The organism is Prosthecobacter sp., from assembly GCF_044232965.1.
Classification (GTDB): domain Bacteria; phylum Verrucomicrobiota; class Verrucomicrobiia; order Verrucomicrobiales; family Verrucomicrobiaceae; genus Prosthecobacter.
In genome coordinates this window covers 1-24,870 of sequence record NZ_JBIIKX010000079.1, presented here as the reverse complement: position 1 = coordinate 24,870, position 24,870 = coordinate 1, and the positions used below count along the sequence as shown (strand labels likewise).

Annotated in this window: 26 protein-coding genes and 1 tRNA gene; 21 read left to right on the top strand and 6 right to left on the bottom strand. The window is 60.3% G+C overall.

All coding sequences use genetic code 11. The features are described from left to right. Nucleotides 1–348: 348 nt before the first annotated feature. Both ACILSI_RS22915 and ACILSI_RS22910 read right to left on the bottom strand, forming a co-directional pair. Nucleotides 349–1,401, bottom strand: coding sequence for a sugar phosphate isomerase/epimerase family protein (locus ACILSI_RS22915; RefSeq protein ID WP_395724247.1), 1,053 nt, complete (start codon nucleotides 1,399–1,401; stop codon nucleotides 349–351). A 55-nt stretch (nucleotides 1,402–1,456) separates the two neighbouring features. After that, on the bottom strand, nucleotides 1,457–2,107 hold the full coding sequence (locus tag ACILSI_RS22910; RefSeq protein WP_395724246.1) for a hypothetical protein: 651 nt from the start codon (nucleotides 2,105–2,107) through the stop codon (nucleotides 1,457–1,459). Between the two features lie 581 nt (nucleotides 2,108–2,688). On the opposite strand from ACILSI_RS22910, the gene rsmH reads away from it, so the two are divergent. The 11 genes from rsmH to ACILSI_RS22855 all read left to right on the top strand — a co-directional run bounded on the left by rsmH (nucleotide 2,689) and on the right by ACILSI_RS22855 (nucleotide 15,632). Continuing rightward, nucleotides 2,689–3,702, top strand: coding sequence for a 16S rRNA (cytosine(1402)-N(4))-methyltransferase RsmH (gene rsmH, locus ACILSI_RS22905; protein ID WP_395724245.1), 1,014 nt, complete (start codon nucleotides 2,689–2,691; stop codon nucleotides 3,700–3,702). Beyond that, entirely contained in the window at nucleotides 3,699–4,082 is a 384-nt protein-coding gene (locus tag ACILSI_RS22900) for a hypothetical protein (RefSeq protein ID WP_395724244.1), read from the top strand. Before rsmH ends, ACILSI_RS22900 begins: the two co-directional genes overlap by 4 nt. Further along, nucleotides 4,079–5,941, top strand: coding sequence for a peptidoglycan D,D-transpeptidase FtsI family protein (locus tag ACILSI_RS22895; protein ID WP_395724243.1), 1,863 nt, complete (start codon nucleotides 4,079–4,081; stop codon nucleotides 5,939–5,941). Before ACILSI_RS22900 ends, ACILSI_RS22895 begins: the two co-directional genes overlap by 4 nt. Beyond that, nucleotides 5,938–7,491 carry a UDP-N-acetylmuramoyl-L-alanyl-D-glutamate--2,6-diaminopimelate ligase gene (locus ACILSI_RS22890; protein ID WP_395724242.1) on the top strand — a complete coding sequence of 518 codons (1,554 nt, stop codon included), beginning with the start codon at nucleotides 5,938–5,940 and terminating at the stop codon, nucleotides 7,489–7,491. The genes ACILSI_RS22895 and ACILSI_RS22890 overlap by 4 nt, the downstream gene beginning before the upstream one ends. After that, nucleotides 7,488–8,846, top strand: a complete 1,359-nt coding sequence (gene murF / locus ACILSI_RS22885; protein WP_395724241.1) for a UDP-N-acetylmuramoyl-tripeptide--D-alanyl-D-alanine ligase — start codon at nucleotides 7,488–7,490, stop codon at nucleotides 8,844–8,846. The genes ACILSI_RS22890 and murF overlap by 4 nt, the downstream gene beginning before the upstream one ends. Beyond that, entirely contained in the window at nucleotides 8,843–9,988 is a 1,146-nt protein-coding gene (mraY, locus tag ACILSI_RS22880; RefSeq protein WP_395724240.1) for a phospho-N-acetylmuramoyl-pentapeptide-transferase, read from the top strand. Before murF ends, mraY begins: the two co-directional genes overlap by 4 nt. Continuing rightward, entirely contained in the window at nucleotides 9,985–11,289 is a 1,305-nt protein-coding gene (murD, locus tag ACILSI_RS22875) for a UDP-N-acetylmuramoyl-L-alanine--D-glutamate ligase (protein WP_395724239.1), read from the top strand. The genes mraY and murD overlap by 4 nt, the downstream gene beginning before the upstream one ends. Nucleotides 11,290–11,328: 39 nt before the next feature. Then, the gene (locus tag ACILSI_RS22870) at nucleotides 11,329–12,489 is read left to right on the top strand and encodes a LysM peptidoglycan-binding domain-containing protein (RefSeq protein ID WP_395724238.1); all 1,161 of its coding nucleotides are present in this window, start codon (nucleotides 11,329–11,331) and stop codon (nucleotides 12,487–12,489) included. Nucleotides 12,490–12,562: 73 nt separating this feature from the next. Next, on the top strand, nucleotides 12,563–13,708 hold the full coding sequence (locus tag ACILSI_RS22865) for an FtsW/RodA/SpoVE family cell cycle protein (protein ID WP_395724237.1): 1,146 nt from the start codon (nucleotides 12,563–12,565) through the stop codon (nucleotides 13,706–13,708). A gap of 14 nt (nucleotides 13,709–13,722) precedes the next feature. Next, nucleotides 13,723–14,838 (top strand): undecaprenyldiphospho-muramoylpentapeptide beta-N-acetylglucosaminyltransferase, encoded by a 1,116-nt coding sequence (gene murG / locus ACILSI_RS22860; protein WP_395724236.1) that lies wholly within the window; start codon nucleotides 13,723–13,725, stop codon nucleotides 14,836–14,838. A gap of 83 nt (nucleotides 14,839–14,921) precedes the next feature. After that, the gene (locus ACILSI_RS22855; RefSeq protein ID WP_395724235.1) at nucleotides 14,922–15,632 is read left to right on the top strand and encodes a hypothetical protein; all 711 of its coding nucleotides are present in this window, start codon (nucleotides 14,922–14,924) and stop codon (nucleotides 15,630–15,632) included. Here ACILSI_RS22855 and gluQRS read toward each other — a convergent pair whose 3' ends face one another. Together gluQRS and ACILSI_RS22845 are read right to left on the bottom strand one after the other, a co-directional pair. Next, nucleotides 15,633–16,463 carry a tRNA glutamyl-Q(34) synthetase GluQRS gene (gene gluQRS, locus ACILSI_RS22850; RefSeq protein WP_395724234.1) on the bottom strand — a complete coding sequence of 277 codons (831 nt, stop codon included), beginning with the start codon at nucleotides 16,461–16,463 and terminating at the stop codon, nucleotides 15,633–15,635. Nucleotides 16,464–16,465: 2 nt separating this feature from the next. Beyond that, nucleotides 16,466–17,221 (bottom strand): hypothetical protein, encoded by a 756-nt coding sequence (locus tag ACILSI_RS22845; RefSeq protein ID WP_395724233.1) that lies wholly within the window; start codon nucleotides 17,219–17,221, stop codon nucleotides 16,466–16,468. Between the two features lie 40 nt (nucleotides 17,222–17,261). Here ACILSI_RS22845 and ACILSI_RS22840 point away from each other — a divergent pair, with 40 nt between their 5' ends. Next, on the top strand, nucleotides 17,262–18,017 hold the full coding sequence (locus ACILSI_RS22840) for a Nif3-like dinuclear metal center hexameric protein (protein WP_395724232.1): 756 nt from the start codon (nucleotides 17,262–17,264) through the stop codon (nucleotides 18,015–18,017). A 2-nt stretch (nucleotides 18,018–18,019) separates the two neighbouring features. Then, nucleotides 18,020–18,628, top strand: a complete 609-nt coding sequence (locus ACILSI_RS22835; protein ID WP_395724231.1) for a DNA-3-methyladenine glycosylase — start codon at nucleotides 18,020–18,022, stop codon at nucleotides 18,626–18,628. On the opposite strand, the gene ACILSI_RS22830 is transcribed toward ACILSI_RS22835, so the two are convergent. Then, entirely contained in the window at nucleotides 18,625–18,843 is a 219-nt protein-coding gene (locus ACILSI_RS22830; RefSeq protein WP_395724230.1) for a hypothetical protein, read from the bottom strand. The two genes, ACILSI_RS22835 and ACILSI_RS22830, sit on opposite strands and share 4 nt — an antisense overlap. Nucleotides 18,844–18,960: 117 nt before the next feature. Between ACILSI_RS22830 and ACILSI_RS22825 the strand changes: the two genes are divergently transcribed. Beyond that, nucleotides 18,961–19,050 (top strand) — tRNA-Ser (locus ACILSI_RS22825). A 3-nt stretch (nucleotides 19,051–19,053) separates the two neighbouring features. Here ACILSI_RS22825 and ACILSI_RS22820 read toward each other — a convergent pair. Continuing rightward, a complete protein-coding gene (locus ACILSI_RS22820; protein ID WP_395724229.1) occupies nucleotides 19,054–19,383 on the bottom strand; it encodes a hypothetical protein in 330 nt (109 codons plus the stop codon). Between the two features lie 97 nt (nucleotides 19,384–19,480). On the opposite strand from ACILSI_RS22820, the gene ACILSI_RS22815 reads away from it, so the two are divergent. From ACILSI_RS22815 to ACILSI_RS22785, 7 genes are all read left to right on the top strand, one after another. Next, nucleotides 19,481–20,563 (top strand): mannose-1-phosphate guanylyltransferase, encoded by a 1,083-nt coding sequence (locus ACILSI_RS22815; protein ID WP_395724228.1) that lies wholly within the window; start codon nucleotides 19,481–19,483, stop codon nucleotides 20,561–20,563. Between the two features lie 49 nt (nucleotides 20,564–20,612). Further along, a complete protein-coding gene (gene ruvX / locus ACILSI_RS22810; RefSeq protein WP_395724227.1) occupies nucleotides 20,613–21,104 on the top strand; it encodes a Holliday junction resolvase RuvX in 492 nt (163 codons plus the stop codon). After that, nucleotides 21,079–21,909, top strand: a complete 831-nt coding sequence (truA, locus tag ACILSI_RS22805; RefSeq protein ID WP_395724226.1) for a tRNA pseudouridine(38-40) synthase TruA — start codon at nucleotides 21,079–21,081, stop codon at nucleotides 21,907–21,909. The genes ruvX and truA overlap by 26 nt, the downstream gene beginning before the upstream one ends. A 97-nt stretch (nucleotides 21,910–22,006) precedes the next feature. Next, nucleotides 22,007–22,363 carry a hypothetical protein gene (locus tag ACILSI_RS22800; protein WP_395724225.1) on the top strand — a complete coding sequence of 119 codons (357 nt, stop codon included), beginning with the start codon at nucleotides 22,007–22,009 and terminating at the stop codon, nucleotides 22,361–22,363. After that, nucleotides 22,360–23,031 carry a CDP-alcohol phosphatidyltransferase family protein gene (locus ACILSI_RS22795; protein ID WP_395724224.1) on the top strand — a complete coding sequence of 224 codons (672 nt, stop codon included), beginning with the start codon at nucleotides 22,360–22,362 and terminating at the stop codon, nucleotides 23,029–23,031. Before ACILSI_RS22800 ends, ACILSI_RS22795 begins: the two co-directional genes overlap by 4 nt. Further along, nucleotides 23,028–24,047 carry a phosphatidate cytidylyltransferase gene (locus ACILSI_RS22790; protein ID WP_395724223.1) on the top strand — a complete coding sequence of 340 codons (1,020 nt, stop codon included), beginning with the start codon at nucleotides 23,028–23,030 and terminating at the stop codon, nucleotides 24,045–24,047. Before ACILSI_RS22795 ends, ACILSI_RS22790 begins: the two co-directional genes overlap by 4 nt. Continuing rightward, nucleotides 24,044–24,760, top strand: a complete 717-nt coding sequence (locus tag ACILSI_RS22785; protein ID WP_395724222.1) for a lysophospholipid acyltransferase family protein — start codon at nucleotides 24,044–24,046, stop codon at nucleotides 24,758–24,760. Before ACILSI_RS22790 ends, ACILSI_RS22785 begins: the two co-directional genes overlap by 4 nt. The last annotated feature ends 110 nt before the right edge of the window (nucleotides 24,761–24,870 follow it).

The following is a 24,870-nucleotide window of genomic DNA, read 5'->3' as shown; positions in this document are numbered from 1 at the left end:
GATGGAGTATGGCATTCTTTCACTGTCGTTGAATCAATTGCGGCTGAGTCGAAGTGTGTAATACCTTTGTTCACCCGCTCATCGGTCAGCAAAAATGGCCATGCAATGATTGCATCAGAGCCGTCAATCTGCTGATACTGTTTTGTATACTCGGGGGTGCAAAATGGGGCTAATTGAGGTCCAGTGGGGGACTCTGCGTTTGCGCCTGTACGTAGGAAAGATGAGGTGAGGACACGTGGGGCAAAATGGGAAAAATCACCCTGGTCACGGTGTAAACGAGCCGCTCTACCACTGAGCTATCCACGCGTTGCTGACGCCGCGATGTATCGCGGAAAAACGAATGTGCAATCACGCATTCGCCCGCAGCCAGGCGATGCTGCGCTCAAACTCGCCTTTCTGGTAGGCGATCTCGGCGTCTTTTTTGCCTGCGCCGTCGGGGGCTTTGAAGCTGTCGATCTTTTTGCCACGCTTTGCCATGTCGAGCCAGGCTTTGAACATCGGCGTGTCGCGATGGTTGGGGAAGACCTTCCAGAACTCGTCTTTCTGATACTCAAAGGGACGCGCGAAACCGGAAATGGTCTCGACTTGCAGCGGCACGCCGGGGGCGAGTTCGGCGAAGCGTTTGGCGTAGGCTTTGAAATCAACGAGGCCTTCGCCAACGGCGGTCCACTGCACCATGACCGCGCCTTTTTCATCCTCCCAGAGCATGCTGTCGCGCACGCTGCTGCAAACGGTGAGCGGGCCGAGTGTTTCGAGATGCAGCAGAGGTTCTTCCAGCGCCCAGACTGCGTTGCCGGGGTCGATGTTGGCTCCGACGTAGCCTTTGCCGGCGGCTTCGATGAGCGCTTTCAATTCGTGCGACTGCATGTCGCCCGCGTGATTTTCGATGGCGATCTTGACGCCCTCCGCTTCGGCGCGGGATTGGTTGGCTTTGATGGCCTTGATGGTTTCCTCGATGTGTTTCTGGATGCCGCCGTCGGTATGGCGGTCTTTTTGATTGCCGAGGTAGCAGCGGGCGACCGGGGAGCCGAGCTCTTTGGCGATCTTGATCGTGAGGGCGAGATGATCAGTGCCCGTGCCGTTGGCGGGTTTCCAGGTGTTGGAGCTTTCACACACGCTGCCGGTGCCGACGTACAGCTTCAATCCGGCGCGATCTGCCTGCTCTTTGAGGCTTTTCAGGTAAGCATCCTCAAAGTTTTCAAACACATGCAGCTCGGAGATGAACATCGTGTCGAGCTTCAACGAAGCCGCGTAGTCGATGAACTGGGCCGCTTTCCATCCTGTGGCTCGAACGGCGAAATGATCAAGACCGAGGGCGAGCTTCGAGCTGGCGGCGGCGGGAGAAAGCGAAGTTGCGGCGGTGGCGGCGAGGGATTGCGCGAGGAAGGAGCGGCGATTCATGCCGCGCATGCTAGCGGAGCCGATTCGGCTGTCGATAACGAATCCTCGCCCACCCTCAGCGGATGATCAGCTTGGCCGCGCACTGACCCTGGCGGTCGTCGGAAGACGAAACGAGAATCTGCGCCAGATGATGGCCGCTGCGCCACGGTGCGCCATTGATCGGCTTCACCTGAAGGAGGTAAGCACCGGTGCCGACATTGCGGAAGGAGGTGATGTTATTGCTGAAGGGAGCCTGCTGGCCGGGAACCTCGAAATACTCCATCAGCGTGAAGTGATCCTTGGTGAGTTCTGTCACAGGCCAGCCGCCGCTGCTGACGAGCACAAGAATGTTGGCGGGATGCGTGTTGCCGTTGGCGGCGGCACCAGCGGAAGCCTGGGCAGAGATGGCGAGTGACACGGCACCACCGGCTCCTGTTTTCATCACCAGCTTGGGAGTGGGAGAGGGAACGACAGGTGGAGCGGCTGGCTTGGGAGCAGGTGCTTCAAAGACGGGCTTCATGACCGGTGCAGGCTCCGGTTTCTTGGCAGGAGGAGCCGGCGCGGGTTTCGGCGCGACAACGGGCTTTTTCGCCGGAGGAGCTTTTTTCGGAGCAGGCTTTTTAACTACCACGGGTTTCTTTTTGGCGACCGGCTTCTTGGAGGCGGGCTTTTTGACTGCGACGGGCTTTTTAGCAGGAGCCTTTTTAGGAGCAGGTTTTTTTGCCATGGTGTTGGGTGGGTCGGAATTGTTTCAATTTCCGCGAGGCTAGCAATACTTCCGGTAGTCTGTCGAGATTCCTCTTGAGGCGGCGCTGCAAATTATCCATGTCTTTAGGCAGCGGATTTGGAGTGTGAGTACACCAACGCCGGTTGAATGAGGCCGCATTCAGGTGGCACCAGACAGCGTGGTTGGTGACCGTTGATCATCTTCGGGAGCCGCTTGCTTTAGGATATCTCTAAAACTTCCAATTGGTCGAATGAACAGCGTTCGAGTAATTCTACTCAAAAGTAAAATTCTGAAAATAGACGATTGCCAAGGCGACGCGTCCTAGATTATAAGGACTAGTTAATTTTTTAGTCCCGTGGACTTTCTGAGCCTTTCACGCAGGAGTTTCTCTCCACGATTCCGCTATTCTCATGAACGCGATACCAGCAGTCGGATTTCCCCTGCCGCACCCCTTGGACCGGTCTAGCCGGAAAGGGCGGGGATTCGCGTGGTCATGGCTCACTGGGATTTCCAGACTGATTGGATTTTCTCAGGTCGGAAGCTGGCCTTGGTTTGGCACTGCGGACGCGATGGACGACTTGATGCCCTGGGGGCGCGGCACCTTGGTGACACGGCCCGGAGGCGGGGGAACGGCTCCCGAATCCGAGCCGCCGGAATTTTCTTCGCGCAACCTGCCTTTTTATCACGCCCCGGTGCTGCTGTCGGAGGTCATTGATTTACTGCAACCCGCTCCTGGGAAGCTGTTTTTTGACGGAACATTGGGCGGTGGCGGTCATTCTGAGGCGCTGCTGCAGCATGGAGCGCGCGTGGTCGCGATGGATCAGGATACGAACGCATTGAAGCACGCCATGGAGCGCTTGAAGCCTTTCGCTGCCCAGTTTTGCGCCCTGCGCGGTAATTTTCGGCGTTTCCCGCAGATCGTCGAGGAAACTGGTGTTTCAGGCTTCGACGGCATGCTGGTGGATATCGGTGTGTCGAGTCATCAGCTTGATGACGCTGTGCGCGGCTTCTCGTTCATGCGTGAAGGACCACTCGATCTGCGCATGGACACCGACGCACCGCTTAGCGCCGCTGACATCGTGAACACAGCGGATGAAGCCGAACTCGTGCGCATTTTCTTCGAGTATGGCGAGGAGCCAAACGCCCGCCGCATTGCCCGCGCCATCCTCAAGGCGCGCACATCACGTCCTATAAAGACGACCTTGCAGCTCGCTGAGATCGTCTCCGCCGCATCACCGAAGCGCGGCAAGCGCCACCCGGCCACACTGGTGTTTCAAGCGCTGCGCATCGCCGTGAACGACGAGCTCGCCGCGCTGCACGACTTCCTGGCCGCCGCGCCACGTTGGCTGAAGCCCGGCGGTCGGCTCGCCGTGATCTCATTCCACTCTTTGGAGGATCGCATCGTCAAACAAACGCTGCAGCATCTTTCCGCGCCTTTCATCGACCGCCCGGAATGGCCCGAGGCGCGCAAAAATCCTGACTGCCTGCTCAAGCTCATCACCCGCAAGCCTGTGCAGGCCAAACCCGAGGAAATCGAACTCAACCCCCGTGCCCGCAGCGCCGTGCTGCGAGTGGCCGAACGTCTTCCCTCATGAAACCTCGTCCGCGCAACCGTTACCGCAACAGCCTGGGCCTGCCAGCGCTCACGGCCATCGTCATCGTCGTCGCCTCGCTCGCGCTCGTCGGCCTGGGCATCGTCGTCAGCAAGAACCGCGTCCGCTCCCTGGGCGAGGAGCAGCGCAAGGTCGAGTCCGAGATGCGCCTCTTGAATGCCGAGATCCTTGCCTTGAACAACCGCATCGAGACGCTGCTCACTCGCGACAAGGTGCAGCCACGTCTCACCAGCTCAGGCACGCTGCTGCGTCCCATCACTCCCCGCACGCTGCTGACCTTGAAACCACTTTCCATGCAAGCCGCCGTGTCCGCGCCTGCCGCCGATCCAGCGATCGCTCAAACCACGCCCCAGAATCCGTGAGCCAGCCGCTGCCAACTCAAATTCAGCTCCGCCGCGACCGCCCGGTGTGCCGTCGCATGCTGCTGCTGCTGTTTGTGCTGCTGTTTGGCTTTTCGCTCGTGACCTGGCGACTCGCCGTCATCCAGATCAAGGAATCACCGCGTCTGACGGCTCTCGCGGCGAAAAAATACCAGCGCCACATCGCTCTGCCCGCGCATCGCGGTGCCATCAAGGACTTCAATGGTGAATACCTCGCCCATGACGAGGACGTCAGCGAATTGCACACTGACCGCACGCATCTGCGTGAGATCATCACCGTGCGCCATCATCTCGCCGCCGTGCGTGGCGTGAAGGCGCTTGAATTGCGTGAGCAGCTCGGAGTAACTGAAACACTCGCCGCTTATCACGATCATGTCGCCAAGGTGCTCGCCACGATCCTTCCGGAGCCGGAAGCTGAAATCCGCAAGCAGATCGCTTCCGACAAGCCAGAGATCGTGCTGGCCAAGCAGGTGCCTGAAGAGGATGCGAAGCGCTGGGAAATCTTGTTCAAGGCTGAGCACATCATTGGCATTCACCTGCGCCCTGCCGTCGCGCGTCGTTTTCCAGCGAAGGATCGTCTGTCTCTCGTGCTGGGCGACACAGACACGACCAACAAAGGTCGCTGGGGTGTCGAAAAACTCATGGACGCACGGCTCACCGGCATTGCGGGCGAGCAGTTCATCGAGCGTGACAAGTCCGGCCACGAGCTGCCGGCCTATCGCGGTCTTTATGTCGAGCCAAAGCACGGCAGCGACGTGCATCTCACCATCGACATGCAGCTTCAGGACAACGTCGAGGCCATCTGCGAACGCGCCTGGCAGGCCAACAAGGCCCGCCGCGTCGTCATCGTCGTGACAGAGCCGTCCACCGGCACTGTGCTCGCCATGGCCGCGCGTCCGCACCGTGATGTGAGCAATCCCGACCTCAGCACCTGGACCAATCACGTCATCGCCGATCCTTACGAGCCGGGTTCCATCTTCAAGGTCGTCACGCTCGCCGCCGCGCTCGACAATCACAAGGTTTCTCCGGGTGAGCGCATCGACTGCGGCAACATGCATTACCATGACCTGGTGCGGAATGTGAAGCTCAGCGACGACGAGCCGCTCGGCATGCAGACCGTCAAAGGCGTGCTCGTCCACTCCAGCAACATCGGCATGTACAAAATCAGCAAGCGCGTCGGCCAGGACATGATGCTCGACTACGCCTCGCGTTTCGGCTTTGGCGCGCCGACCGGCATCGGCCTGCTCGGTGAGAAAGCCGGTTACATGAACACCGGCAAGTGGAGCAACACCACCTACTCGCGCATGCCCATCGGCTACGAGGTCTCGGTGACACCGTTGCAAATGTGCCTGGCCTATGGCGCGATCGCGAACGGCGGCGTGCTCATGAAGCCGCGCCTCATCGACCGCGTCGTCAAACCCGGTGGCGAGACCGAAATCATCGCTCCGCAGCCGGTCTGGCAGGTCTGCACCGCGAAAACCGCCGCGTCATTGCGTGATTTTCTCGAAGGCGTCGTCACCGAGGGTACCGGCAGCCGCGCTGTGGTGCCAAACGTGCGTGTCGGCGGCAAGACCGGCACCACCCGCCGTTATGATCCTGTGAAAAAACGCTACATCGACGGTTCCTACCTCACCTCCTTCGTCGGCATGGCACCGATGGAAAATCCCAAAGTCGTCTGCCTCGTCATGCTCGACGATCCGAAGGCCGACAGCCCGGCGCTCGTTCGTGGCGGCCGTGTCGCCGCACCGATCTTCGCCGAAGTCGTGCGTGAGACGCTCGACCACCTCGCCATCCGTCACGAGCAGCCTCTCAAAGTCGCTGCGAAAGGAGACGCACCATGAAATTACGCGATCTCATCCCGAATCTCGACAAACCCGCCGTCTCCGGCAGCCTCGATACCGAAATCACCGGTCTTGCCTACGATTCCCGCAAAGCCGGTCCGGGCATCGCCTTCGTCGCGCTGCGGGGCACTCATGCCGACGGCCATGCATTCATTCCGAAAGCCATTGAGCTTGGCGCGGCTGCGATCATCGCCGAGCAGGCTCCTGCGGACGATGTCAGCGTGCCCTGGGTGCATGTGCGGCACTCGCGCATTGCTCTGGCGCAGGCCGCCGCCGCTTTGCACGGCCATCCGGCCAAGGCGCTCACCATCGCCGGTGTCACCGGCACAAACGGGAAGACCACCACGGCCTTCCTCCTGCATCATCTGTTCAACACGGCGCAAAAACGCAGCGGCTTGCTCGGCACGGTGTTTTATGACCTCGGCAACGGCGAGCATCTGCCCGCCACGCACACCACGCCTGAATCACTCGAAATCCAGGGCCTGCTCGCCGCCATGCGTGACAACGGCTGCCGTGCCTGCGCCATGGAGGTTTCCTCGCATGCGCTCGATCAAGATCGTGTCTTCGGCCTGCCCTTCGCCGCCGCCGTTTTCACCAACCTCACGCAGGACCATCTCGACTACCACGGCACGATGGAGAAGTACTTCGAGGCCAAGGTGCGCCTGTTTGAAATCACCGCCGAATCATCGCCGCGTTCCGCTTTGATCATCAACGGCGACGACGCCTGGGGCCGCAAGCTCGTGGAGCGCTTCCAGCACACCGGACGTGTCACGCGTTTTGGCTTTGGCGTTCACAATGAGTTCCGCGCCATCAACGTGCGTTATGATCTCACCGGCACCACCTTTGAGCTGGAGGCCAAAGGCCGCAGTTTCCTCGTGCGTTCGCCGCTCATCGGTGACTTCAACGTTTACAATGCCCTCGGTGCTCTCGCCGCCGCGCATGGCGTGGGCTTGAATCTGCGCGAGGCCGTCAAAAGCCTGCAAAACGCGCCGCAGGTGCCCGGACGCATGGAGCGTGTCTCCGAAAACTCACGCTTCCAGGTCTTCGTCGATTACGCGCACACGTCCGACGGTCTCGAAAACGCGCTGCGCACCGCGCGTGCGCTGCGTCCGCGTCGTCTCATCACTGTGTTCGGTTGTGGGGGGGATCGCGACCGCACCAAGCGTCCGAAGATGGCCGCCGCCGCCGAGGCTGGGAGCGACATCTGTGTGCTCACCTCTGACAATCCGCGCACGGAAGACCCCGAGCAGATTCTGAATGACGCGAAGGCCGGTTTCGCCCGCCCGCAGAAGCACGCCATCATCGCCGACCGTCGCGAGGCTATCCGCACGGCACTCGAAAACGCCTGGGAGGGCGATCTGGTGCTCATCGCTGGCAAAGGCCATGAGGATTACCAGGACATCCAGGGTAAGAAGCATCCCTTCGATGATCGCAAGATCGCCCGCTATCTCATGCAGGATCTCAAAACCGCACGCGCCCAGGAGCGCGAGGAAAAAGCCGCCGAACGCGAAGCCATGCGCGGCGGATTCGACCGCCCCGACCGCCAATGATTTCCATCCCTCTCCAAACGCTCTCCAACTTCGCCGCAGGCACGCTGCGTGGCGATGGATCGCGCTTGGTGACGAACGTGAACACCGACTCGCGAAAAATCACCGCTGGTGAGGTTTTCGTGGCGTTGGTCGGTGATAAATTCGACGCGCATGACTTCATTCCGCAAGTCGCCGCCTCGGGGGCTGCCGCAGTCGTTGTCAGCAAGATCAATCCAGCCTGGGGCGCTCTGCCATGCGCCGTGATCGAGGTGGGCGACACCTTGGTTGCCCTGCAAAACATGGCGCGTGCTTATCGCCAGCATCACAACCCGCTGATCATCGGTTTGACCGGCAGCAATGGCAAAACTTCGACCAAGGATCTCGCCGCCATCGTGATGGCCCGCAAATGCCAGACCCGCGCCACTTTCGGCAATTTGAACAACCACATCGGCCTGCCGCTCACGCTGCTTTCGCTGCGTGAGGGAGATCAATGCTGCGTCACCGAGATGGGCATGAATCATCCAGGTGAAATCAAGGTGCTGACTGACATCGCCGACCCTGACGCCGCCATCCTCACCAACGTCGGCATGGCACACATCGAGTACATGGTCACTCAGGATGCGATTGCCTGGGAGAAGGCCACGCTGCCCGCCCAGGTTAAACGCGGCGGCGTCGTCGTGCTCAACGCCAACGATAAGTACAGCGAACTCATCAGCCGTCACTGCCAGGCCACGGTTTCTACCGCTGGCGTCGGCTGTGGCGATGTTTCAGCTTCCAATTTGCGCGCGGATGCCACCGGTACGAGTTTCACGCTCGATTTCGGCGGTGAAAAAGTCGAAACGCGCCTTCCCATCCTCGGTGAACACATGGTCGGCAATGCCGCGCTCGCCGCCTGCATGGGCTGGCGTCAAGGCATCGCGCCAGCGGACATCGCGGACGCTTTGAACCAAGCCAAACTGACTGGCGGCCGTGTTGAACCCAAGGTCGTCAACGGCATCCAGTTCATCGACGATTCTTACAACGCGAATCCCGACAGCATGATCGCCGGGTTGCGCACGCTCAGCACACTGGGCAAGGCACGTCGTGTTGCTGTGCTGGGACGCATGGGCGAGCTGGGAGCCATCGCGGAAGCCGAGCATCGTCGTGTGGGTGAGTTTGCCGGATCGCTGAAGCTCGATGCCATTTTCAGCGTCGGTGGCAGTGAGGCCGCCTGGATCACGGAAGCCTCCAAGGCCGTGCCCTCCGAGCATTTTCCGGATCACGCCGCCTGCGCCGCCCGTCTGCGCGAGTGGTTGCGTGAAGGTGATGTTGTTTTGCTCAAAGGCAGCCGCTCTGCGCGCATGGAACAGGTTCTCACGCATTTTTCCGCATCATGATGTACTGGCTCTACGAACTCAGGGAATGGCTCACCGCTCATCATTGGATCAGCGATGACGCCGCTCTGTACAAAATCCTCAACCTGTTCAAGTACCATACCTTTCGTGCAGGCGGGGCCGCCATCACGGCCTTCGGGCTCTCGCTGATGTATGGCGATCGTTTGATCCGCAAACTGATCTCCCTCAAAATCGGCCAGCCGATCCGCACCGCCGAGGAAGTGCATAAGCTGCACGAGCTGCATGGCAAAAAAGCTGGCACACCGACGATGGGCGGCATTTTGATTCTTGCCGCGATTGTCATCTCGACGCTCCTCTGGGCGAAGTGGGACAACGTCATGGTATGGACCGTTTTGTTCACTACCATCGGCCTCGGTGCTCTTGGATTTCGGGATGACTACCTCAAGATCAGCAAAAAGAACTCCAAGGGCGTCAATGCGCGGACCAAGCTCGTGTGGCAGACCTCCGTCGCGGTGATTGCCGGGCTGATGTTTGCCTATGCGGTGCCTGGAGACAACGGCATCACGCTGCGTGCGCTCTACCTGCCTTTTGTGAAGGATGCCGTCATTGCTGACATGCATATCTTCGCCGTGGCGCTTTTTGCGCTCATCATCGTCGGCGCGTCAAACGCGGTGAACCTCACCGACGGCCTGGATGGTCTCGCCACCGGCTGCTCCGTGACCACCGCCCTCGCCTATGCCGGGTTTGGCTACATCTGCGGTAATGCGCGTTATTCCGACTACCTCGGTGTCGCGCACAACAGCCTCGCCAACGAGTTGCCCATCGTGGCGATGGCGATGGCGGGCGCTTGTCTTGGTTTCCTGTGGTTCAATGCGCATCCCGCCAAGATGTTCATGGGAGACACCGGCTCCCTTGCGCTCGGTGGCTGCATCGCCGCGCTCGCCATTGGCTGCAAACAAGAGATCGTGCTCGCCCTCGTCGGCGGCGTGTTCGTCATGGAGGCCATGAGCGTGATCATCCAGGTCATCAGCTTCAAAAAGCGCGGCAAGCGCGTCTTCCGCATGGCCCCGATCCATCATCACTTCGAGCTCGGCGGCTGGCACGAGAACCAGGTCATCGTCCGTTTCTGGGTTCTTTCTTTGCTCTTCGCCATGCTCGGCCTCGCCACGCTTAAACTTCGATGAAATTCGCCTCCCAACACTTCGCCATCCTCGGTGCAGGACGCAGCGGCCTCGGCGCCGCGCGTCTGGCGCGCCTGCATGGCGCGGAGGTGACGATTTTTGACGAGGGTGACAAGGCCAGGCAGGTCGAGGACTTCAAATGCGTGCTCGGGCAGCCCGCGCGTGATCTTGTCGTGAAACCCGGTGACTTTGATCTCGTGATCATCAGTCCTGGTCTGGATGAGCACTGGCCGCTGCCGAAGAAATTCACCGACGCGGATGTGCCGCTCGTGGGTGAGACGGAGTTTGCCTTTGGTCTGACGGACATGCCCTTGGCCGCTATCACCGGCACGAACGGCAAGAGCACCTGCACCGAGCTGATTGCGGCCCTGTTCAACGGCTGTGGGCAAAAATCCATCCCCTGCGGCAATCACGGCATGTCCTTGAGCGAGGTCGTCGCCAGCGGCGTGCGCTACGACGTGCTCGCCTGCGAAATTAGCAGCTTCCAGCTCGAAACCATCCGCCACTTCCGCGCCAAGGCCAGCCTTTGGCTCAACTTTGCCCCGGATCATCTCGACCGCTATCCCGGCATGGAGGCGTACTTCGCCGCGAAGGCTCGTATCTTCGAAAATGTCACCGCAGACGATATCGCCATCGTGCGGGCAGGTGAAACCGTCTCCACCGGCAAGGCGCGACGCTGGACTTTCTCCGCTTACGGAGACGAGGCCGACTACAACTACGCCAACGGTACATTCTACCATGCCGGCCGCGAAATCGGCAGCGCCGCGAATCTCAAAGTGCGCGGCAAGCACAACATGGAGAATGTCCTGGCCGCGCTGATGACCGGAAAGGTCTTTGGCCTCGAATTCGACGCCATGCTGCGCTCACTGGCGGATTATGAAGTGCCGCGCCATCGCTGCGAACTCATCCGCACGCTCGCCGATCGTGAGTACATCAACGATTCCAAGGCCACGAACCTCCATGCGCTCGAAGCCTGTCTGCGTTCGCAGGAGCGTCCGATCGTGCTCATCGCGGGCGGGAAAGACAAGCAGCTCGATTACACGCCGCTGCGCGCCGAATTGAAGGGCCAGGTCCGCGCGATGGTCTTCATCGGTGAGATCGCGCAGGAGCTGGAGAAGACTTTTGGAGATCTGCTGCCCTGTAAACGCGGCGCGGACATGGCGGAGGCTGTTTCACTCGCCACGCAGCTCTCCCAGCCCGGCGACGCGATCATCCTGAGCCCCGGCACCTCCTCTTTTGACATGTACACCGGCTACGGCCAGCGCGGCGACGCGTTTCGCGACGCCGTGAACGCATTGAATTGAATTTTGAAATACAAACTCCCACCAACCCAAGCACGTCCCATGAAGACGAAAACCAAGACCAACAAGGATAAGAGGCTGTTGCTCAACCTGATCGATGGTGAACGGCACCGGCACCGCGTGGCGCTCGTCACCGAGGAAGGTGAATGGAATCAGCATGAGCCAAACTCCGGCATGGCCCGCATGTTTGTCATCATGCTGATTGTCCACGTCGCCCTCATCAGCGGCATCATCCTTTATGATTTCATGGGGGACGAGGAAACACCGCAGCAGACCGTCACACAAGCGGCCCGCGCCATGAGCACCACCACAGGCCTGCCGCAAGCCGCGCCCGAGGTCGTCAACGCGCAGGCCCAGGCCGCCGCGGATACCCAGGAGTTCGACAATTACGAGATGCGCTCCGGCGACTCGCTCAAAAGCATCGCCGCCAAGTTCGGCACGACCGAGGAGGACATCACCAAGCTCAACCTGATCGACAAAGGTCTGCAAATCGGCCCCGGCACCATGCTGCGCGTGCCGAAGCAGGCCGTGCCGAGCGCGATCCCGATTGATCCGAAAACCCTGAAGCCGATGGTGGCCAAGGAAGATGTGCCGAAGGCCGTTCCCGTGCAGGATCAGCCACCTGTGACGAAAGTGCCAAGCGAAGCCGTGAAACCTGCCGATGCGCCCGCGAGTCTTTCCGCCGCCGCGCTGACCCCGATGTCTCTCGTGGCACCCAGCGAGGCCCCGCCTGCGCCCACCTCCCTCGCCGCCGCTGCCGACACCTCGGCCACCGTGTCCGCTTCGGTGGAAACCGTGGCTCCGCTGCCCCCGCCTTCCAATCCACGTGTTGTTTCGCTCCTCAAAGAAAACGCTCCGACAACCTCCAAGCCCAAAGAAGAGCCGAAACCAGTCGCCAAGGCCGAGCCAAAGCCGCTGGTGAAGCCGAACCCCGTCCCGCCGCCGTCGCAGATGCTGAAAAAGATCGCCGACAAGCCTCCTGCGACGAAAAAGGCAGAACCAGCCAAGAAAACAACCGACACGCCTCCCAAGACCGTGGTGAAAGCCACCCCGGCGCGCTCGCACACGCTCCAGTCCGGCGAAACGCTCTACCGTCTCGCTTCGAAGTTCGGCGTCTCCGTGGCCGCCATCCAGAAGGCGAACAACATCAAGAACCCCAACGCCATGCGCGAGGGGATGAAGCTGGTGATCCCGGCGAAGTAAACTTCACGTTCGCAGTTCTCAGTTCGCCGTTCGCGGTTGAACAGAGAACTGCGAACCGAGAACTGCGAACCTCATGGCCAGACACTCCATCTTCCTGCTCATCCTTGCGGTGGTTTCCTTGATCGCGCTGGGCATCACCATGCTGGCCAGCACGACGTTCGAGATCGCGCACGAAGGCGGCGAAGACTATGTGACCTTGTGGCGGCAGCTTGCCTGGCTTGGCGTCTCCCTGGGAGCCTGCGTGTTTGCGGCTCTTATTGACTACAATGCCTGGATGCGCTGGCGCTGGCACATCCTGATCACAGCGGCGGTGCTGCTTGCGCTTTGTTATGTGCCAATGATCGGCGTGAAGATCAACGGCTCGCGTCGTTGGATCGGCTGGCAGTCGCTGCGCATGCAGCCCTCGGAGTTTGCCAAGATCGCGCTCATCATCGCTCTGGCGGGCTGGTTTGCCACGCATGAGGTGCTGACGCGCACCTTCTGGCGTGGCTTTGTGCTGCCGGGACTCATTTTGATGGGCATCGTGGGCCTGATCGGCTGCGAGTTTGACCTGGGCAGCGCCCTGCTGGCCTCAACGGTCGGTTTGGGGGTCATGTTCATGGCCGGGACGAAGCTGCGCTACCTCTCGCTCATCGTGCTGCTGTGCGCGGGCGGTTTGTGGGCGGGGGTCAAATACCTGCCGAATCGGTTTGAGCGCATCATGGTCACGTTTGACCTCGAAAAGCACCGGGAGGGGCTCGGTTTGCAGCAGTGGGTGTCCAAACTGGCCTTCGGCTCGGGCGGTGTCGAGGGCCGCGGCCTGGGGGAGGGTCGCATGAAGCTCTCCTACCTGCCTGAGGCGCACACGGACTTCATTTTCCCCATGGTCGGGGAGGAACTGGGCCTGCGCGGCACGGCGGCGGTCGTGTTGGCCTTTGCCGTGCTGGTCATGGCCGGCATGGTCATCTCCGCCTACGCGCCGAACCGGTTTGGCAAGCTTTTAGGGGCCGGACTGACATTTTTGCTCGGAATGGAAGCGCTCTTGAACATGGGCGTGACCACTGCTTTGCTGCCCAACAAGGGGTTGCCGCTGCCTTTCGTAAGTTACGGAGGGTCCAGTCTCGTCGCCGCGATGGTCGCGGTGGGCATCCTGATCAACATCCACCGCCAGGGCGTCCATCTGACCTGGGATCAGCTTCCCGTGATCCGCAGAAAGCGCCGCTGGACTCCCCAGCTTTAGCCTTTTGAATCTCAGTGAAACAGAAAAACTCGAAGTCCGTCCATGTGTTCATCGCATGCGGCGGCACCGGGGGGCATTTGTTCCCCGGCATCGCCGTGGGTGAGGTACTTGCCGCACGCGGCCACGACGTCACCCTGCTCATCAGCGAAAAGAAAATCGACTCCCTGGCCGCCTCCGGTCACAAGGAGCTGCGCTTTGAGAAAATGCCCTTTCTGGCGATGCCGAAGCCCTGGTCGCCGAAGATGATCGGCTTCCTCAAGGGTCTCTGGCAGGGAACCAAAGCCTGTCGGAAGATCATCCAGGATCACAACGTCGATGTCGTGCTCGGCATGGGCGGCTTCACTTCCTTTGCGCCGCTGTATGCCGGCCGCAAAGAGGGCTGCACCACCATCATCCACGAAAGCAACGCCATCCCCGGTAAGGCGAACCGCCTCAACGCTCGCTACAGCGACATCGTCCTGTGCGGCCTCGACGCCTGCAAACAGCACTTTCCCAAGCACGACGACGTGCGCGTCGTCGGCACGCCGATCCGCAGCAGCATGCGCAAGCCGAACGACGATGACGCGCGCGCCTTCTTCAAGCTCGACAAGGACAAGCGCACCCTGCTCGTCATGGGCGGCAGCCAGGGCGCTCGGGGCGTGAACCGTGCTGTCGGCCAGGCGCTCGACCAGTTTGAAAAAATGGGCATCCAGGTGCTCCACATTGCCGGACCGACCGATTATGAGGAGGTGCGGGACGTCTATGCGAAGGTGCCGCTGCTCAAGCAGCACGTCGCCGCCTTCTGCCACCGCATGGACCTCGCCTATCGCGTGGCCGATCTCGCCATCGCGAGATCGGGGGCGTCCTCCATGTCAGAACTGGCCTACTTCGGCGTGCCTAGCCTGCTGGTGCCCTATCCCTACGCCGCTGAGGACCACCAGACCCGTAACGCGGAGATCTTCGACAAAGTCGGGGCCGCCAGACTCATGCGCGAAAGCGATTTGAACGCCGACACCCTTGCCGATGCCGTGCGCGCTGTCTTCAACGACCCCCGCAAGGCTGGAGAGATGAAGAAGGCCGCGCAGAAGCTCTCGGTGAAAAATTCCGCCGAAAAAATCGCCGAACTGATCGTCAAGGAAGCCGCTCCGTGAGTCTGGTCGGTTTTGCGGCATCGAACAAAAGATTGCCGCAGACCGTCCGAGTCGGCTATCCTGCCTTTAAAGCCGCCTTCGCCATGAAAAGTCTTCTCCTCGCCGCCGCTGTGCTGATGACGCCGTTTTCGTCTGTCAGCGGTCAGCTCTCCAAAAATCGTTCGTCACTCAATGTGGAGCCAGGGAGCTTCTCCGTGGAGGGCATGACGCCCAAGCCCATCGTCCTCAAGATACGGCTTGAAGCCCCGATGTATCCCACCAGCAAGTTTCAAGGCGCGCTAGGTTCTTTTGCTCCCGGTGCCCTGGTGACTCTCGTTGCGATGACGGACAATGCCTATCGTGTGCGCGGCCGGGCGCGTCACGGCGATGTCGCGGGCTGGGTACGCCAGACCGACGTTCTCTCCGCCGATCCCAATCTGGCCGCCAACCTCAAAAAGCTTTTTGAGCGCACCAAGAAGGTCGAGGAACTCATCCAAAACCGCCAGGTGGCCCTTGGCATGACCAGCGCCGAGGTCCAAGCATCCTTGGGCAAGCCCACCCGCAAGAACACCAAGATCAACGTCGGCGGGAAGGAAGAAAAACTCGAGTACAGCATCTTTGAAAGAGTGCCGCAGACCACCACCGGGCGCGATGCCTTCGGTCAGCTCGTGCAGACCGTGATCTATGTGAAGGTCGAGGTCGGCACGCTCAGCGTCAGCTTCATGGACGACGTGGTTTCGGAGATCGAGGAAACCAAAGGCAACCCGCTCGGAGCCGGTGGCGTGCAGATCGTGCCGCCGCCGCTCTTCTTCTGATCAGCGGACCGTGTCTCTCACCCGCTCCGGCGTCCAACCCGCCGCACGCAGGCTGCGCAACGAGCGCGCATCATCCCGCTTCGCCAGACGTTTGCCGGATTCATCGGTGATCAGCCGGTGGTGATGCCATTCCGGCACCGGGAGGCCGAGAAGCTCCTGCAACAACCGGTGCAGATGCGTGGCCTCCAGCAAATCCTCGCCGCGTGTCACGAAGGTGATGCCTTGCAACGCGTCATCGACCACCACGGCGAGATGATAGCTCGCAGGTGTGTCCTTCCGGGCCAGCACCACATCGCCGAAGACATCCGGCTTCGCGGTGAAGCTGCCATGGCCGCGATCCGACCAGACCAGCTCTTTGGAGACCAACCGTGTGGCCTTGGCGACATCCAGCCGCAGCGCATAGGCCTCGCCTGCCGCGATGCGCTCTGAACGCTCGTCGGCACTCCGATTTCGGCATGTGCCCGGATACAACGGCCCATCCGGCCCCTGCGGCGCGTTTCCAGCACGGGCGATCTCCTCTTGGATTTCCCGTCGCGTGCAAAAGCAGGGATACAGCACCCCCAGCGCCTCCAGCTTTGCTAAAGCGGCTCGGTAATCATCAAGATGGTCACTTTGCCGTCTCACAGGCCTCTCCCAGCTCAACCCCAGCCACGCCAGATCCGCAAAGATCGCCTCCTCATACTCCGGTCTCGCCCGTGTGCTGTCGATGTCTTCCAGACGAATCAAGAACCGCCCGCCCGCCGCTTTTTCATGCGCGAACAACGCCGCATACGCGTGCCCCAGATGCAGCCATCCGGTGGGGCTCGGGGCGAAACGGGTGACTTCGGGCATGCTCAGACCTTCCTCGACTTTACCACGACATCGCCATTCACGAATTTTCCTCGCATCTCATTGCGAAAGACATGCAGATCGGGACGCACAATGCCGTGCGTGTTGCCGCATTTCACCTTCGTGACCGGCAGCACAGGTGATTCCTCCCAGCCGCTGCGTGTCGTGTCCATGCCGCTGCCTTGAAGATAAAGCGTGTGGTCGAATTTCTCCTTCGCATGCACTTTGCCGTCGTGAATGTGCAGCGTCGGGAAGAACACCGTTCTCGCCAGCGCCGTCGGGAACGAAAACGCCATCGGATGCACCTGAGCATTACCCGGTTTCAACTTGAACACCGCGAAGCCAAAGTCCGCATAACCTGGCAGCTTTGCCCACACGCCCTCTGGCAGCCTAAAACGAGCATCCAGCCGACTGAAATCCGCGATGGTCGGCACGAAACTAGCATCGTAAGCGCCGACGGAAACCACGCGCAGGGCCTCCCTGGGCGCAGCTACTGCAACCGGCGCTTTGGCACCATAGTTGTATTGGACCTGAAACAGCTTCCACAGATCCTCAAACACCGTTTCATACTTTGAGAGGTCGTAAAACCTCATCGCGTCCTCGCCCACACCCTTCTTGACCGGAACCGGCAGCACCATCGCCAGATCCTGCGGAACCTTCACAGACATCTGGTAAATGAGCGTCTGGCGTCCATCTGTTCTTAATCGCGCAAAGATGCGGGTGTTTTTGACCTCCTCGACTTTTCCAGTGAAGCAGCACATGATGCGGCATGCTACCGAACCGTCACCTCCATTGTCCAGCATGAATCTCTCCGACCTCGTCACTTACCTCGACACAGAACTGCGCATCGCGGAGATCGCGGATTACTCAAACGCGCTCAACGGCCTCCAGCTCGAAAATCACAGCGGCAAGGTCAGCAAGATCGTCGCCGCCGTCGATGCGACGCTGCCAGTGATGCGAAAGGCAGCCGCTGCGGGGGCGGATTTGCTGATCGTGCATCACGGCATGTTTTGGACAGGCCTGCAAACGTGGACAGGGCCGGTGTTTCAGAAGATGAAGGTGGCGCTGGATGCTGGTCTGGCGGTTTACAGTTGCCATCTGCCGCTGGATTTCCATCCCACGCTCGGCAACGACGCCGTGCTCGCCCGGTCGCTCGGTTTGGAGCCTTGCGGCACCTTCATGAAGACCAAGGGCACCGAAAATGGGGCGAAGATCGAGACGGAGATCAGCCGTGATGAACTGGTGAAGCGTCTGGAGACCGCGACGGGTTCGAGAGTGCATGTTTGCGCTGCCGGACCGGCGGTTTGCCGCAAAATCGGCATCATGACCGGCGGCGCAGGCTCGGAAGTGGGCACAGTGGCAAAGGCGGGCATCGACACTTTCATCACCGGTGAAGGACCGCACTGGAGTTACACGCTCGCGGAGGAACTCGGCATCAATCTCATCTACGGCGGCCACTACGCCACCGAGACCTTCGGCGTGAAGGCGCTGGCGGCGCACATTGAGGCGAAGTTCGGCATTCCGTGGAAGTTTGTCGATCATCCAACAGGGTTGTGAGCATGCATGGCGGATTTCTGAGCACTGATTTCTTCGAGCGTGACGTGCTCGACGTCGCACACGATCTAATCGGCGTGGAACTGATCTGGCACGGCTGTTCCGGTATCATCGTGGAGACAGAGGCCTACGCGGTTGAAGGCGATCCGGCCTGCCACACGGCTTCGCGGCCGAGGGCGCGTGAGTTTGTGAAATCGAAGCCGCCTGGCGCGGCTTATGTCTATTTCAACTACGGCATGTACTGGCTCTTCAACCTGCTCGTGAAAGGCGGTGAGCGTGATGGCTTGATCCTCATCCGCGCCTTGGAGCCGAGAAAGGGTCTCGAACACATGCAAAGCCGCCGCAATCGCGAGAAAGCTCGTGAATTGTGCTCCGGCCCTGGAAAACTCGCGCAGGCGCTGGCCATTGATGGAAGTCATCACGGCCTGCCGATGGTCGGAAGAGGCAAACCGGCTGGCTGTGGTCTCAAAACTACCAGTTCGGACGCGCATGAAGTCGCCAGCGACATCCGCGTGGGCATCAGTCGGGCCGTGGATTTTCCGTGGCGGTTTTTATCGCGCCACAGCCCGCACGTCAGTGTCGGGCACGGGAAGGTGAAGTTACCGAAGGCTTAAAGCACGCCGCCGCCCAGGAACAACCGCAGGGCGGCGACGATCGCGACGGCGACGTTGATGGTGAGGCCGATCTTCCGCTGGCAGAAGGAGCCGAAGATGATGCCGATGACGCAACCGGCCAGGACGGCCCATTGCAGCCAGCCGAAGAGGGGAATGAGGCCGGGCACCAGGAACAGGGCACAGACCAGACCGATGAGAACAGAGATGATTTGCATGGCGGGGCCAATCATCGCCAGCCAGCCGCCAACACAACTGGAAATCCTGCCTGAAATTGCAAGCCGCGCCTTGCAATCCCTTTCCAGGGCACTACTCTCGCGCCGCTCGCGATTCTAGGAGAGGTGGCTGAGTGGTTGAAGGCACCTGACTCGAAATCAGACGTTGTCGAAAGGCAACCGAGGGTTCGAATCCCTCCCTCTCCGCCATTCTTAACGAGTCACCGCCGGAAACGAATCCGGTGTGTCCACGGCGAAAAACTCACTCGTCTCAGGGTCGGGAATGCCATGGCTGCGGATACCTTCCAGGCGACGACGGCTGCCACGTTCGGTGCTGGGGCGGTTGGCGGTGCGCTGGACGAGATTCGTGATGACGGGCGCGGCGACAGCGGCGCTGGCAGCGAGGAGCGCCAAGGCGATCACATTGGAAGACCCACGGCGCATGCCCCGGCCAAACAAGATGCCCAGCGCACAGCCTGCGGCGGCAGGGGCGATGAGGGAGGCGTAGTTCTCATAGGTGTGGGCGGGTGTGGAGTCTGGCATGGGTGAACATAGCCTCACATGGTGATTCACCAAAGTGGAATTTGCCCGGTGCCAGCTTCCCGGCTAAAGGAGTCCCTGAACCTTAAGCCACACGCACATGCCCAAAGCCACCACCCACAAACGCTACGCTCTCATTCTCGCTGGCGGCAGCGGCCAGCGCTTCTGGCCCATCAGTCGCGATGCCCTGCCAAAACAGCTTTTGAAGCTGTTTGGCGACAAGACGCTCCTGGAACTGACAATTGAGCGCCTTGAGGGCTTTGTGCCCAAGGAGAACATCCTCATCCTCACCAACAAGCAGCAGGAGGCCAGTGTGCGGGCGATTGTGAAGGATATTCCGGCTGAAAACATTGTGGCCGAACCGGAGAAACGTGACACCGCGCCAGCCATCGCGCTCGCAGTCGGCTGGGTCGTCGCGCGTGACCCGATGGCCACCATGATTGTGCTGCCCGCCGACCATTTGATCCAAGACCATGCCGGATTTCAGCGGGTGCTGCAAAACGCCGCCTTAGCTGCTGAAAACAGCGGCAGCCTCGTCACTGTGGGGATCAAGCCCACCTGGCCCTGCCCTAGCTACGGTTATTTGGAGCGTGGCCGCCGCGCCAGCATTGGTGGCGTTGATGATCTGCCGGTCTGGGAAGTCGCCCGCTTCCGTGAGAAGCCGAATCCCGATCTCGCCGAGCACTTCATCAGCCAGGGGACCTTCTCTTGGAACGCCGGCATGTTCATCTGGACCATTCCCGCCATCTTCAGCGAACTCAGCCGCCACTGCCCTGTGCTGGCCGATTTCATCTCCGAACTGCGTGGCTCGAAGGATTTCAGCGCCACCGTGGCGAAGCAATTTGGCAAACTGCCGAAACTCTCCATCGACTACGCCTTGATGGAAAAAGCCTCCCGTGTGCTCAACATTGAGGCCACCTTCGACTGGGACGATGTGGGCAACTGGACCAGCGTCGGGCGTTACCTCAAGGCCGACGGTGATGGCAATCAGCACAACTGCGCCCTCTCGCAGCAGGATGCGGCGAACAACATCGTCTTCACCCAGACTGGCCAGCATGTCGCGCTCATCGGCGTGCAGGATCTCATCGTCGTTGCTTCTAAGGACGGATTGCTCGTCGCCGACCGCAGCAAGGCGGAGAACATCAAGAAGATCGTAGATGGGCTGCCGGCGGGGCTGCGCTAAAAGCTCACGAAAGGGTGGCTTCGTCATTCGGATTCCGTCATTTTCTGACATGCCCCGCATTCTCGCCATCGACCACGGCACCGTGCGCATCGGCCTCGCCTTGAGCGATGAGACCGAGATCGTGGCGAGTCCCTTCAAGACGATCGACGCGAATCACGAGCCTGAGCGCGCCATCGCCCGCATCGTGAAGGAAAAGCACATCGGCAAGATCGTCATCGGCATGCCCTTCCACATGAACGGCGAAAAAGGCGGCGCGGCCGAGCGCGTCGAGAAATTTGCCCTCAGCCTCGGCAAGGAGCTGCGGCACACGATTCCCATCGACTTTGTCGATGAGCGCCTCTCCTCCGTCGAAGCCGAAGCCGCCATGTCCCGCGCTGGCATCACTGGCAAACGCGAGCGCAACGAGATCGTCGATCAACTCGCCGCCGTGGTCATCCTCCAAGAGTATTTGAACCAGCAGCGCGGCCCCGAGGGCTTCCTGCTGCCTGACGCCGCCTACGAACTCCCATGGACCGATGAGCCGAAGCGACGTCGAAAGTAAAGCCGGCATGCAGCGCGGCCCTGAGCCTGGCTTCAAGCGCTTGAAGCTCACCATCGCCTACTGCGGCACGCCATGGCGTGGCTGGCAGAGCCAGGAAGGCGGCGGTGGCGTGCAGGATGAAATCAACGCCGCCATTCGCAAAGCCACCCGCATCGACACCCGTGTGCAAGGTAGCGGTCGCACCGATGCCGGCGTGCATGCGCTCGCTCAAGTCGCGCACTGCGACGTTCCCGAAACCGCGCGCATGAGTGGCGAATCGTGGGCGAACGCGCTCAACGCCTGCCTGCCGCTCACCATCCGCATTTTGAGTGTGGAGGACACCGCCCCCTGCTACCACGCCCGCTTTGACGCCACTGGCAAAAGCTATCGCTACCGTATCTGGCGTCCGCGTATGCTCTCGCCCTTCGAGGCAGATCGCGCCTGGCATGTCTATGGTCCGCTCGACATGGACGCGCTCCGCTGGTGCTGCGAAAAAATCGTCGGCACGCACAATTTCATCCGCCTTTCCGCCAATCGCGGCGACATGCCCGAAACTCAGCGCCGCACGCTCCCAGACAAAACCACCCGCACCATCCACCGCGTCGATCTTCGCGAAAACGGCGACGTGCTGGAGCTCGAATTCGAAGGCGACGGCTTTCTCTACAAAATGGTGCGACTCATCGTCGGCAGTCTCCTTCATGTGGCGCGTGGTCGTGAGCCCAAAGAATGGTTCGCCAGCCTGCTCAGCGATCCCACAGGGCCGCAGAGCAACCAAACCGCCCCCGCCTGCGGTTTGTATTTGGTGCGGGTGAACTACGGATCCTGATTTTTTTCAGGAATTGTCAGTTGAGGTGTAACCTCACGGACGGCTTCTGGATGTAGGTGGGTGAACCACATTGTGTGGGAACGATTGTCCGCCGCCCATGAAGACACCTGCCTTCTCGATGTTCTGCATCTTCATCGCATCCCTGCTGGGTGCTGTGGGACAGTTTCTCTACAAATCGGGTGCCGGGCTAGCCACCGGAGGTCTTGCCAGCCATTTGATGAACCCCCGCCTGCTGGGTGGCATGGTGTGCTATGTGGGTGTGATGGTGCTTTTCATCACGGCCTTCAAACGCGGCGGTGAGCTCTCCGTCTTGTATCCGATTTACGCTTCGACTTTCATCTTCGCTGCCTTCGGCGCCTGGATGCTCTACAAAGAGCCGATCAGCACTGTCAACGTGGCCGGCATGGGTCTGTTGGTGGCGGGCATGTTCCTCATGGGATGGAAACCATCATGAAACCCCTCGATTACACCCCTGAACGGCGTCCTCTCGCCGCCCGCAACTGGAGCGCCTCTCATGGCGCGGCGCAATGGCTTGCCGCACGTGGCGTGACGCCGAATTCGATCTCCGTAGGCGGCTTCGTCGCCAGCCTCGGCGCGGGTGCCGCGCTGGCCTTCAGCAGTGAGAGTAAACAGCCTGCGCTGTGGCTCGTCATCGGATGCGCACTGATTCTCGTGCGTGGAATGTGCAACATGCTCGATGGCATGGTGGCTGTTTCAACGGGCAAGGCTTCGCGGGGTGGCGAACTCTTCAACGAAGTGCCGGACCGCCTCTCAGATGCTGTGACGCTGGTCGGCGCGGGGTACGCGTTCGGAAGTGTCTCCGAACTCGGCTACATCGCCGCCGTGGCCGCCGTATTCACGGCTTATGTGCGTGTGCAGGGTTGTGCGCTGGGCATCAGCGCTGACTTCGGTGGTCCCATGGCCAAAACACACCGCATGTTTGTCATTGTCGGTGCGGCGCTCTACACGGCATTCGTTCCCGCACCGTTGCAGCCAGTGCTGGCAGGTGCCCGCCATGCGGGCATGCTGGCAATTGCCTTGTCCATTGTCATCGCAGGATGCTTCGCAACATCACTGCGCCGCCTGATCAAGTGCCATAAACTGCTAGGGAACAAATCATGAATGCCGTGACAGCAGAACGATTCTTCGGCTATGAGCACGCCTTCGCTCATCCTGTGACGCGTGGCATCGTCATCTTTCTGGCGTCAGCGCTTGTGTTGACTCCCATGATCTTCATGGGGCTTCGCCGGACAATTCAGATCGCCGAGTCGACCTTCGCCGAGTTGTGGGCACGCTGGCGCTCCTGGATATGGATTAGCATGGCACTGATCGTGCCTATCCTGCTCGGCGCGGCATGGGTGATCGCAGGCGTGTTCACACTGAGCCTGCTCTGCTATCGCGAGTATGCTCGCGCCACCGGCATCTTCCGCGAGAAAATGATCAGCCTCTCCGTCGTGATTGGTATTGGTCTGATATCATTTGCGGTCATCGACAACTATCCGCGTCTTTTCTTTGCCACTCCCGTGCTTGGCATCGGCCTGATTGCGATAGTGACGATTCCTCAGGACTGTCCCAAAGGATTCATTCAACGCGTGGCACTGGGTATGATGGGGTATCTCTTTTTTGGCTTCTCGTTCGGTTATCTTGGCTTGATGACCTCCGATCCGCTCTATCGACCGCTGATGCTACTGTTGTTTGTAGCCGTCGAGTTGAACGATGTTTTTGCTTATTGTTCCGGAAGATTCTTTGGTGGTAAAAAGCTTTTGCCCAGCACGAGCCCCGGAAAAACGGTCTCCGGTGCTCTCGGTGCCGTTGTTTTGACAACCGGCATGATTGTTATAGTCGGCCATTTCTTCATGTTCCCCGGCACACCTATGGATCGCTGGCCGATGCTCCTCATTCTCGGCACAGGGATTAGCGTGTTCGGCCAGTTTGGCGATCTGCTGCTTTCCTCCATCAAACGCGACATTGGCATCAAGGATCTCGGCCATCTGCTGCCGGGCCATGGCGGGCTGCTCGACCGCTTTGACAGCCTTGTGATCATCACGCCGCTTTACTATCATTTTCTCTCACTTGTTCTCGGCCCGCTCGGCCATGGTCAGGCTGAGCGCATCATCTCGGGAGGCTCCCTGCCATGAATGACTGGACCCTCGATCCGGCGCACGACCGCGACCTGCTCGGCATTGAACGCCATCGCAGCCTCGTGCGCGAAAACGGGCTTGCCAGCAGCGTGCTGCGCTTTGTCATGTGGTCACTGTTGCGTCCGGCTTTAAATATCTGGCACCGGCCTCGCATTAATGGACGCGAGCATCTTCCAAAATCTCGTCCCTTCATTCTGGTTTCCAACCACACCAGCCACCTTGATGGCATCCTGCTCGCCTCGTTGCTGCCGACGAGCTGGCGCGACCACGTCTTCCCTGTTGCGGCGTCCGACACGTTTTTTGAGAAACGGTCGGCGGCTGCCTTCGCCGCTCGATTCCTCAATGCCCTGGCCATTCGCCGCCGCGGCGCGCACAACCATGACCTCGAGGAAATGCGCAAGCGCCTTACCCGGGACAAGGAAGTTTTTATCATTTTCCCCGAAGGCACCCGTAGTCGCACAGGCGAAATGTCAGCCTTTCGCAGTGGAATCGGCCGTCTCGTCGCGAAAACCAGTGTTCCAGTAGTTCCATGCTATCTTGAAGGCTGTTTCCGTGCATGGCCTCCCGGCAGGCACTTCAGCAAACCTCTGAGCGTCGGTATCTCGATCGGCCCGCCCATGACCTTTGAAGATTGTTCCGATGATCGTGCCGGCTGGGACAGCATCGCGAAGCGCTTGCAAGCAGCCGTCGTGGACTTAGCAGCCTGTTGAAAAACCTCTCCTCCTGGGTGATGAGAACAACCCTGCATGTTTGAGCAACGCCAAACCAAGCAACGCCAGCAGGAACTCTGGATAGTCGCCGGAGAACTTCCCGCAGCCAC

Excerpts from the sequence above, each read along its gene's own strand:
- ACILSI_RS22915 (WP_395724247.1), bottom strand. The coding sequence starts at position 1,401 with ATGAATCGCCGCTCCTTCCTCGCGCAATCCCTCGCCGCCACCGCCGCA.
- ACILSI_RS22910 (WP_395724246.1), bottom strand. The coding sequence starts at position 2,107 with ATGGCAAAAAAACCTGCTCCTAAAAAGGCTCCTGCTAAAAAGCCCGTC.
- rsmH (WP_395724245.1), top strand. The coding sequence starts at position 2,689 with ATGCCCTGGGGGCGCGGCACCTTGGTGACACGGCCCGGAGGCGGGGGA.
- ACILSI_RS22900 (WP_395724244.1), top strand. The coding sequence starts at position 3,699 with ATGAAACCTCGTCCGCGCAACCGTTACCGCAACAGCCTGGGCCTGCCA.
- ACILSI_RS22890 (WP_395724242.1), top strand. The coding sequence starts at position 5,938 with ATGAAATTACGCGATCTCATCCCGAATCTCGACAAACCCGCCGTCTCC.
- murF (WP_395724241.1), top strand. The coding sequence starts at position 7,488 with ATGATTTCCATCCCTCTCCAAACGCTCTCCAACTTCGCCGCAGGCACG.
- mraY (WP_395724240.1), top strand. The coding sequence starts at position 8,843 with ATGATGTACTGGCTCTACGAACTCAGGGAATGGCTCACCGCTCATCAT.
- murD (WP_395724239.1), top strand. The coding sequence starts at position 9,985 with ATGAAATTCGCCTCCCAACACTTCGCCATCCTCGGTGCAGGACGCAGC.
- ACILSI_RS22870 (WP_395724238.1), top strand. The coding sequence starts at position 11,329 with ATGAAGACGAAAACCAAGACCAACAAGGATAAGAGGCTGTTGCTCAAC.
- ACILSI_RS22865 (WP_395724237.1), top strand. The coding sequence starts at position 12,563 with ATGGCCAGACACTCCATCTTCCTGCTCATCCTTGCGGTGGTTTCCTTG.
- ACILSI_RS22855 (WP_395724235.1), top strand. The coding sequence starts at position 14,922 with ATGAAAAGTCTTCTCCTCGCCGCCGCTGTGCTGATGACGCCGTTTTCG.
- gluQRS (WP_395724234.1), bottom strand. The coding sequence starts at position 16,463 with ATGCCCGAAGTCACCCGTTTCGCCCCGAGCCCCACCGGATGGCTGCAT.
- ACILSI_RS22845 (WP_395724233.1), bottom strand. The coding sequence starts at position 17,221 with ATGTGCTGCTTCACTGGAAAAGTCGAGGAGGTCAAAAACACCCGCATC.
- ACILSI_RS22840 (WP_395724232.1), top strand. The coding sequence starts at position 17,262 with ATGAATCTCTCCGACCTCGTCACTTACCTCGACACAGAACTGCGCATC.
- ACILSI_RS22835 (WP_395724231.1), top strand. The coding sequence starts at position 18,020 with ATGCATGGCGGATTTCTGAGCACTGATTTCTTCGAGCGTGACGTGCTC.
- ACILSI_RS22830 (WP_395724230.1), bottom strand. The coding sequence starts at position 18,843 with ATGCAAATCATCTCTGTTCTCATCGGTCTGGTCTGTGCCCTGTTCCTG.
- ACILSI_RS22820 (WP_395724229.1), bottom strand. The coding sequence starts at position 19,383 with ATGCCAGACTCCACACCCGCCCACACCTATGAGAACTACGCCTCCCTC.
- ACILSI_RS22815 (WP_395724228.1), top strand. The coding sequence starts at position 19,481 with ATGCCCAAAGCCACCACCCACAAACGCTACGCTCTCATTCTCGCTGGC.
- ruvX (WP_395724227.1), top strand. The coding sequence starts at position 20,613 with ATGCCCCGCATTCTCGCCATCGACCACGGCACCGTGCGCATCGGCCTC.
- truA (WP_395724226.1), top strand. The coding sequence starts at position 21,079 with ATGAGCCGAAGCGACGTCGAAAGTAAAGCCGGCATGCAGCGCGGCCCT.
- ACILSI_RS22800 (WP_395724225.1), top strand. The coding sequence starts at position 22,007 with ATGAAGACACCTGCCTTCTCGATGTTCTGCATCTTCATCGCATCCCTG.
- ACILSI_RS22795 (WP_395724224.1), top strand. The coding sequence starts at position 22,360 with ATGAAACCCCTCGATTACACCCCTGAACGGCGTCCTCTCGCCGCCCGC.
- ACILSI_RS22790 (WP_395724223.1), top strand. The coding sequence starts at position 23,028 with ATGAATGCCGTGACAGCAGAACGATTCTTCGGCTATGAGCACGCCTTC.
- ACILSI_RS22785 (WP_395724222.1), top strand. The coding sequence starts at position 24,044 with ATGAATGACTGGACCCTCGATCCGGCGCACGACCGCGACCTGCTCGGC.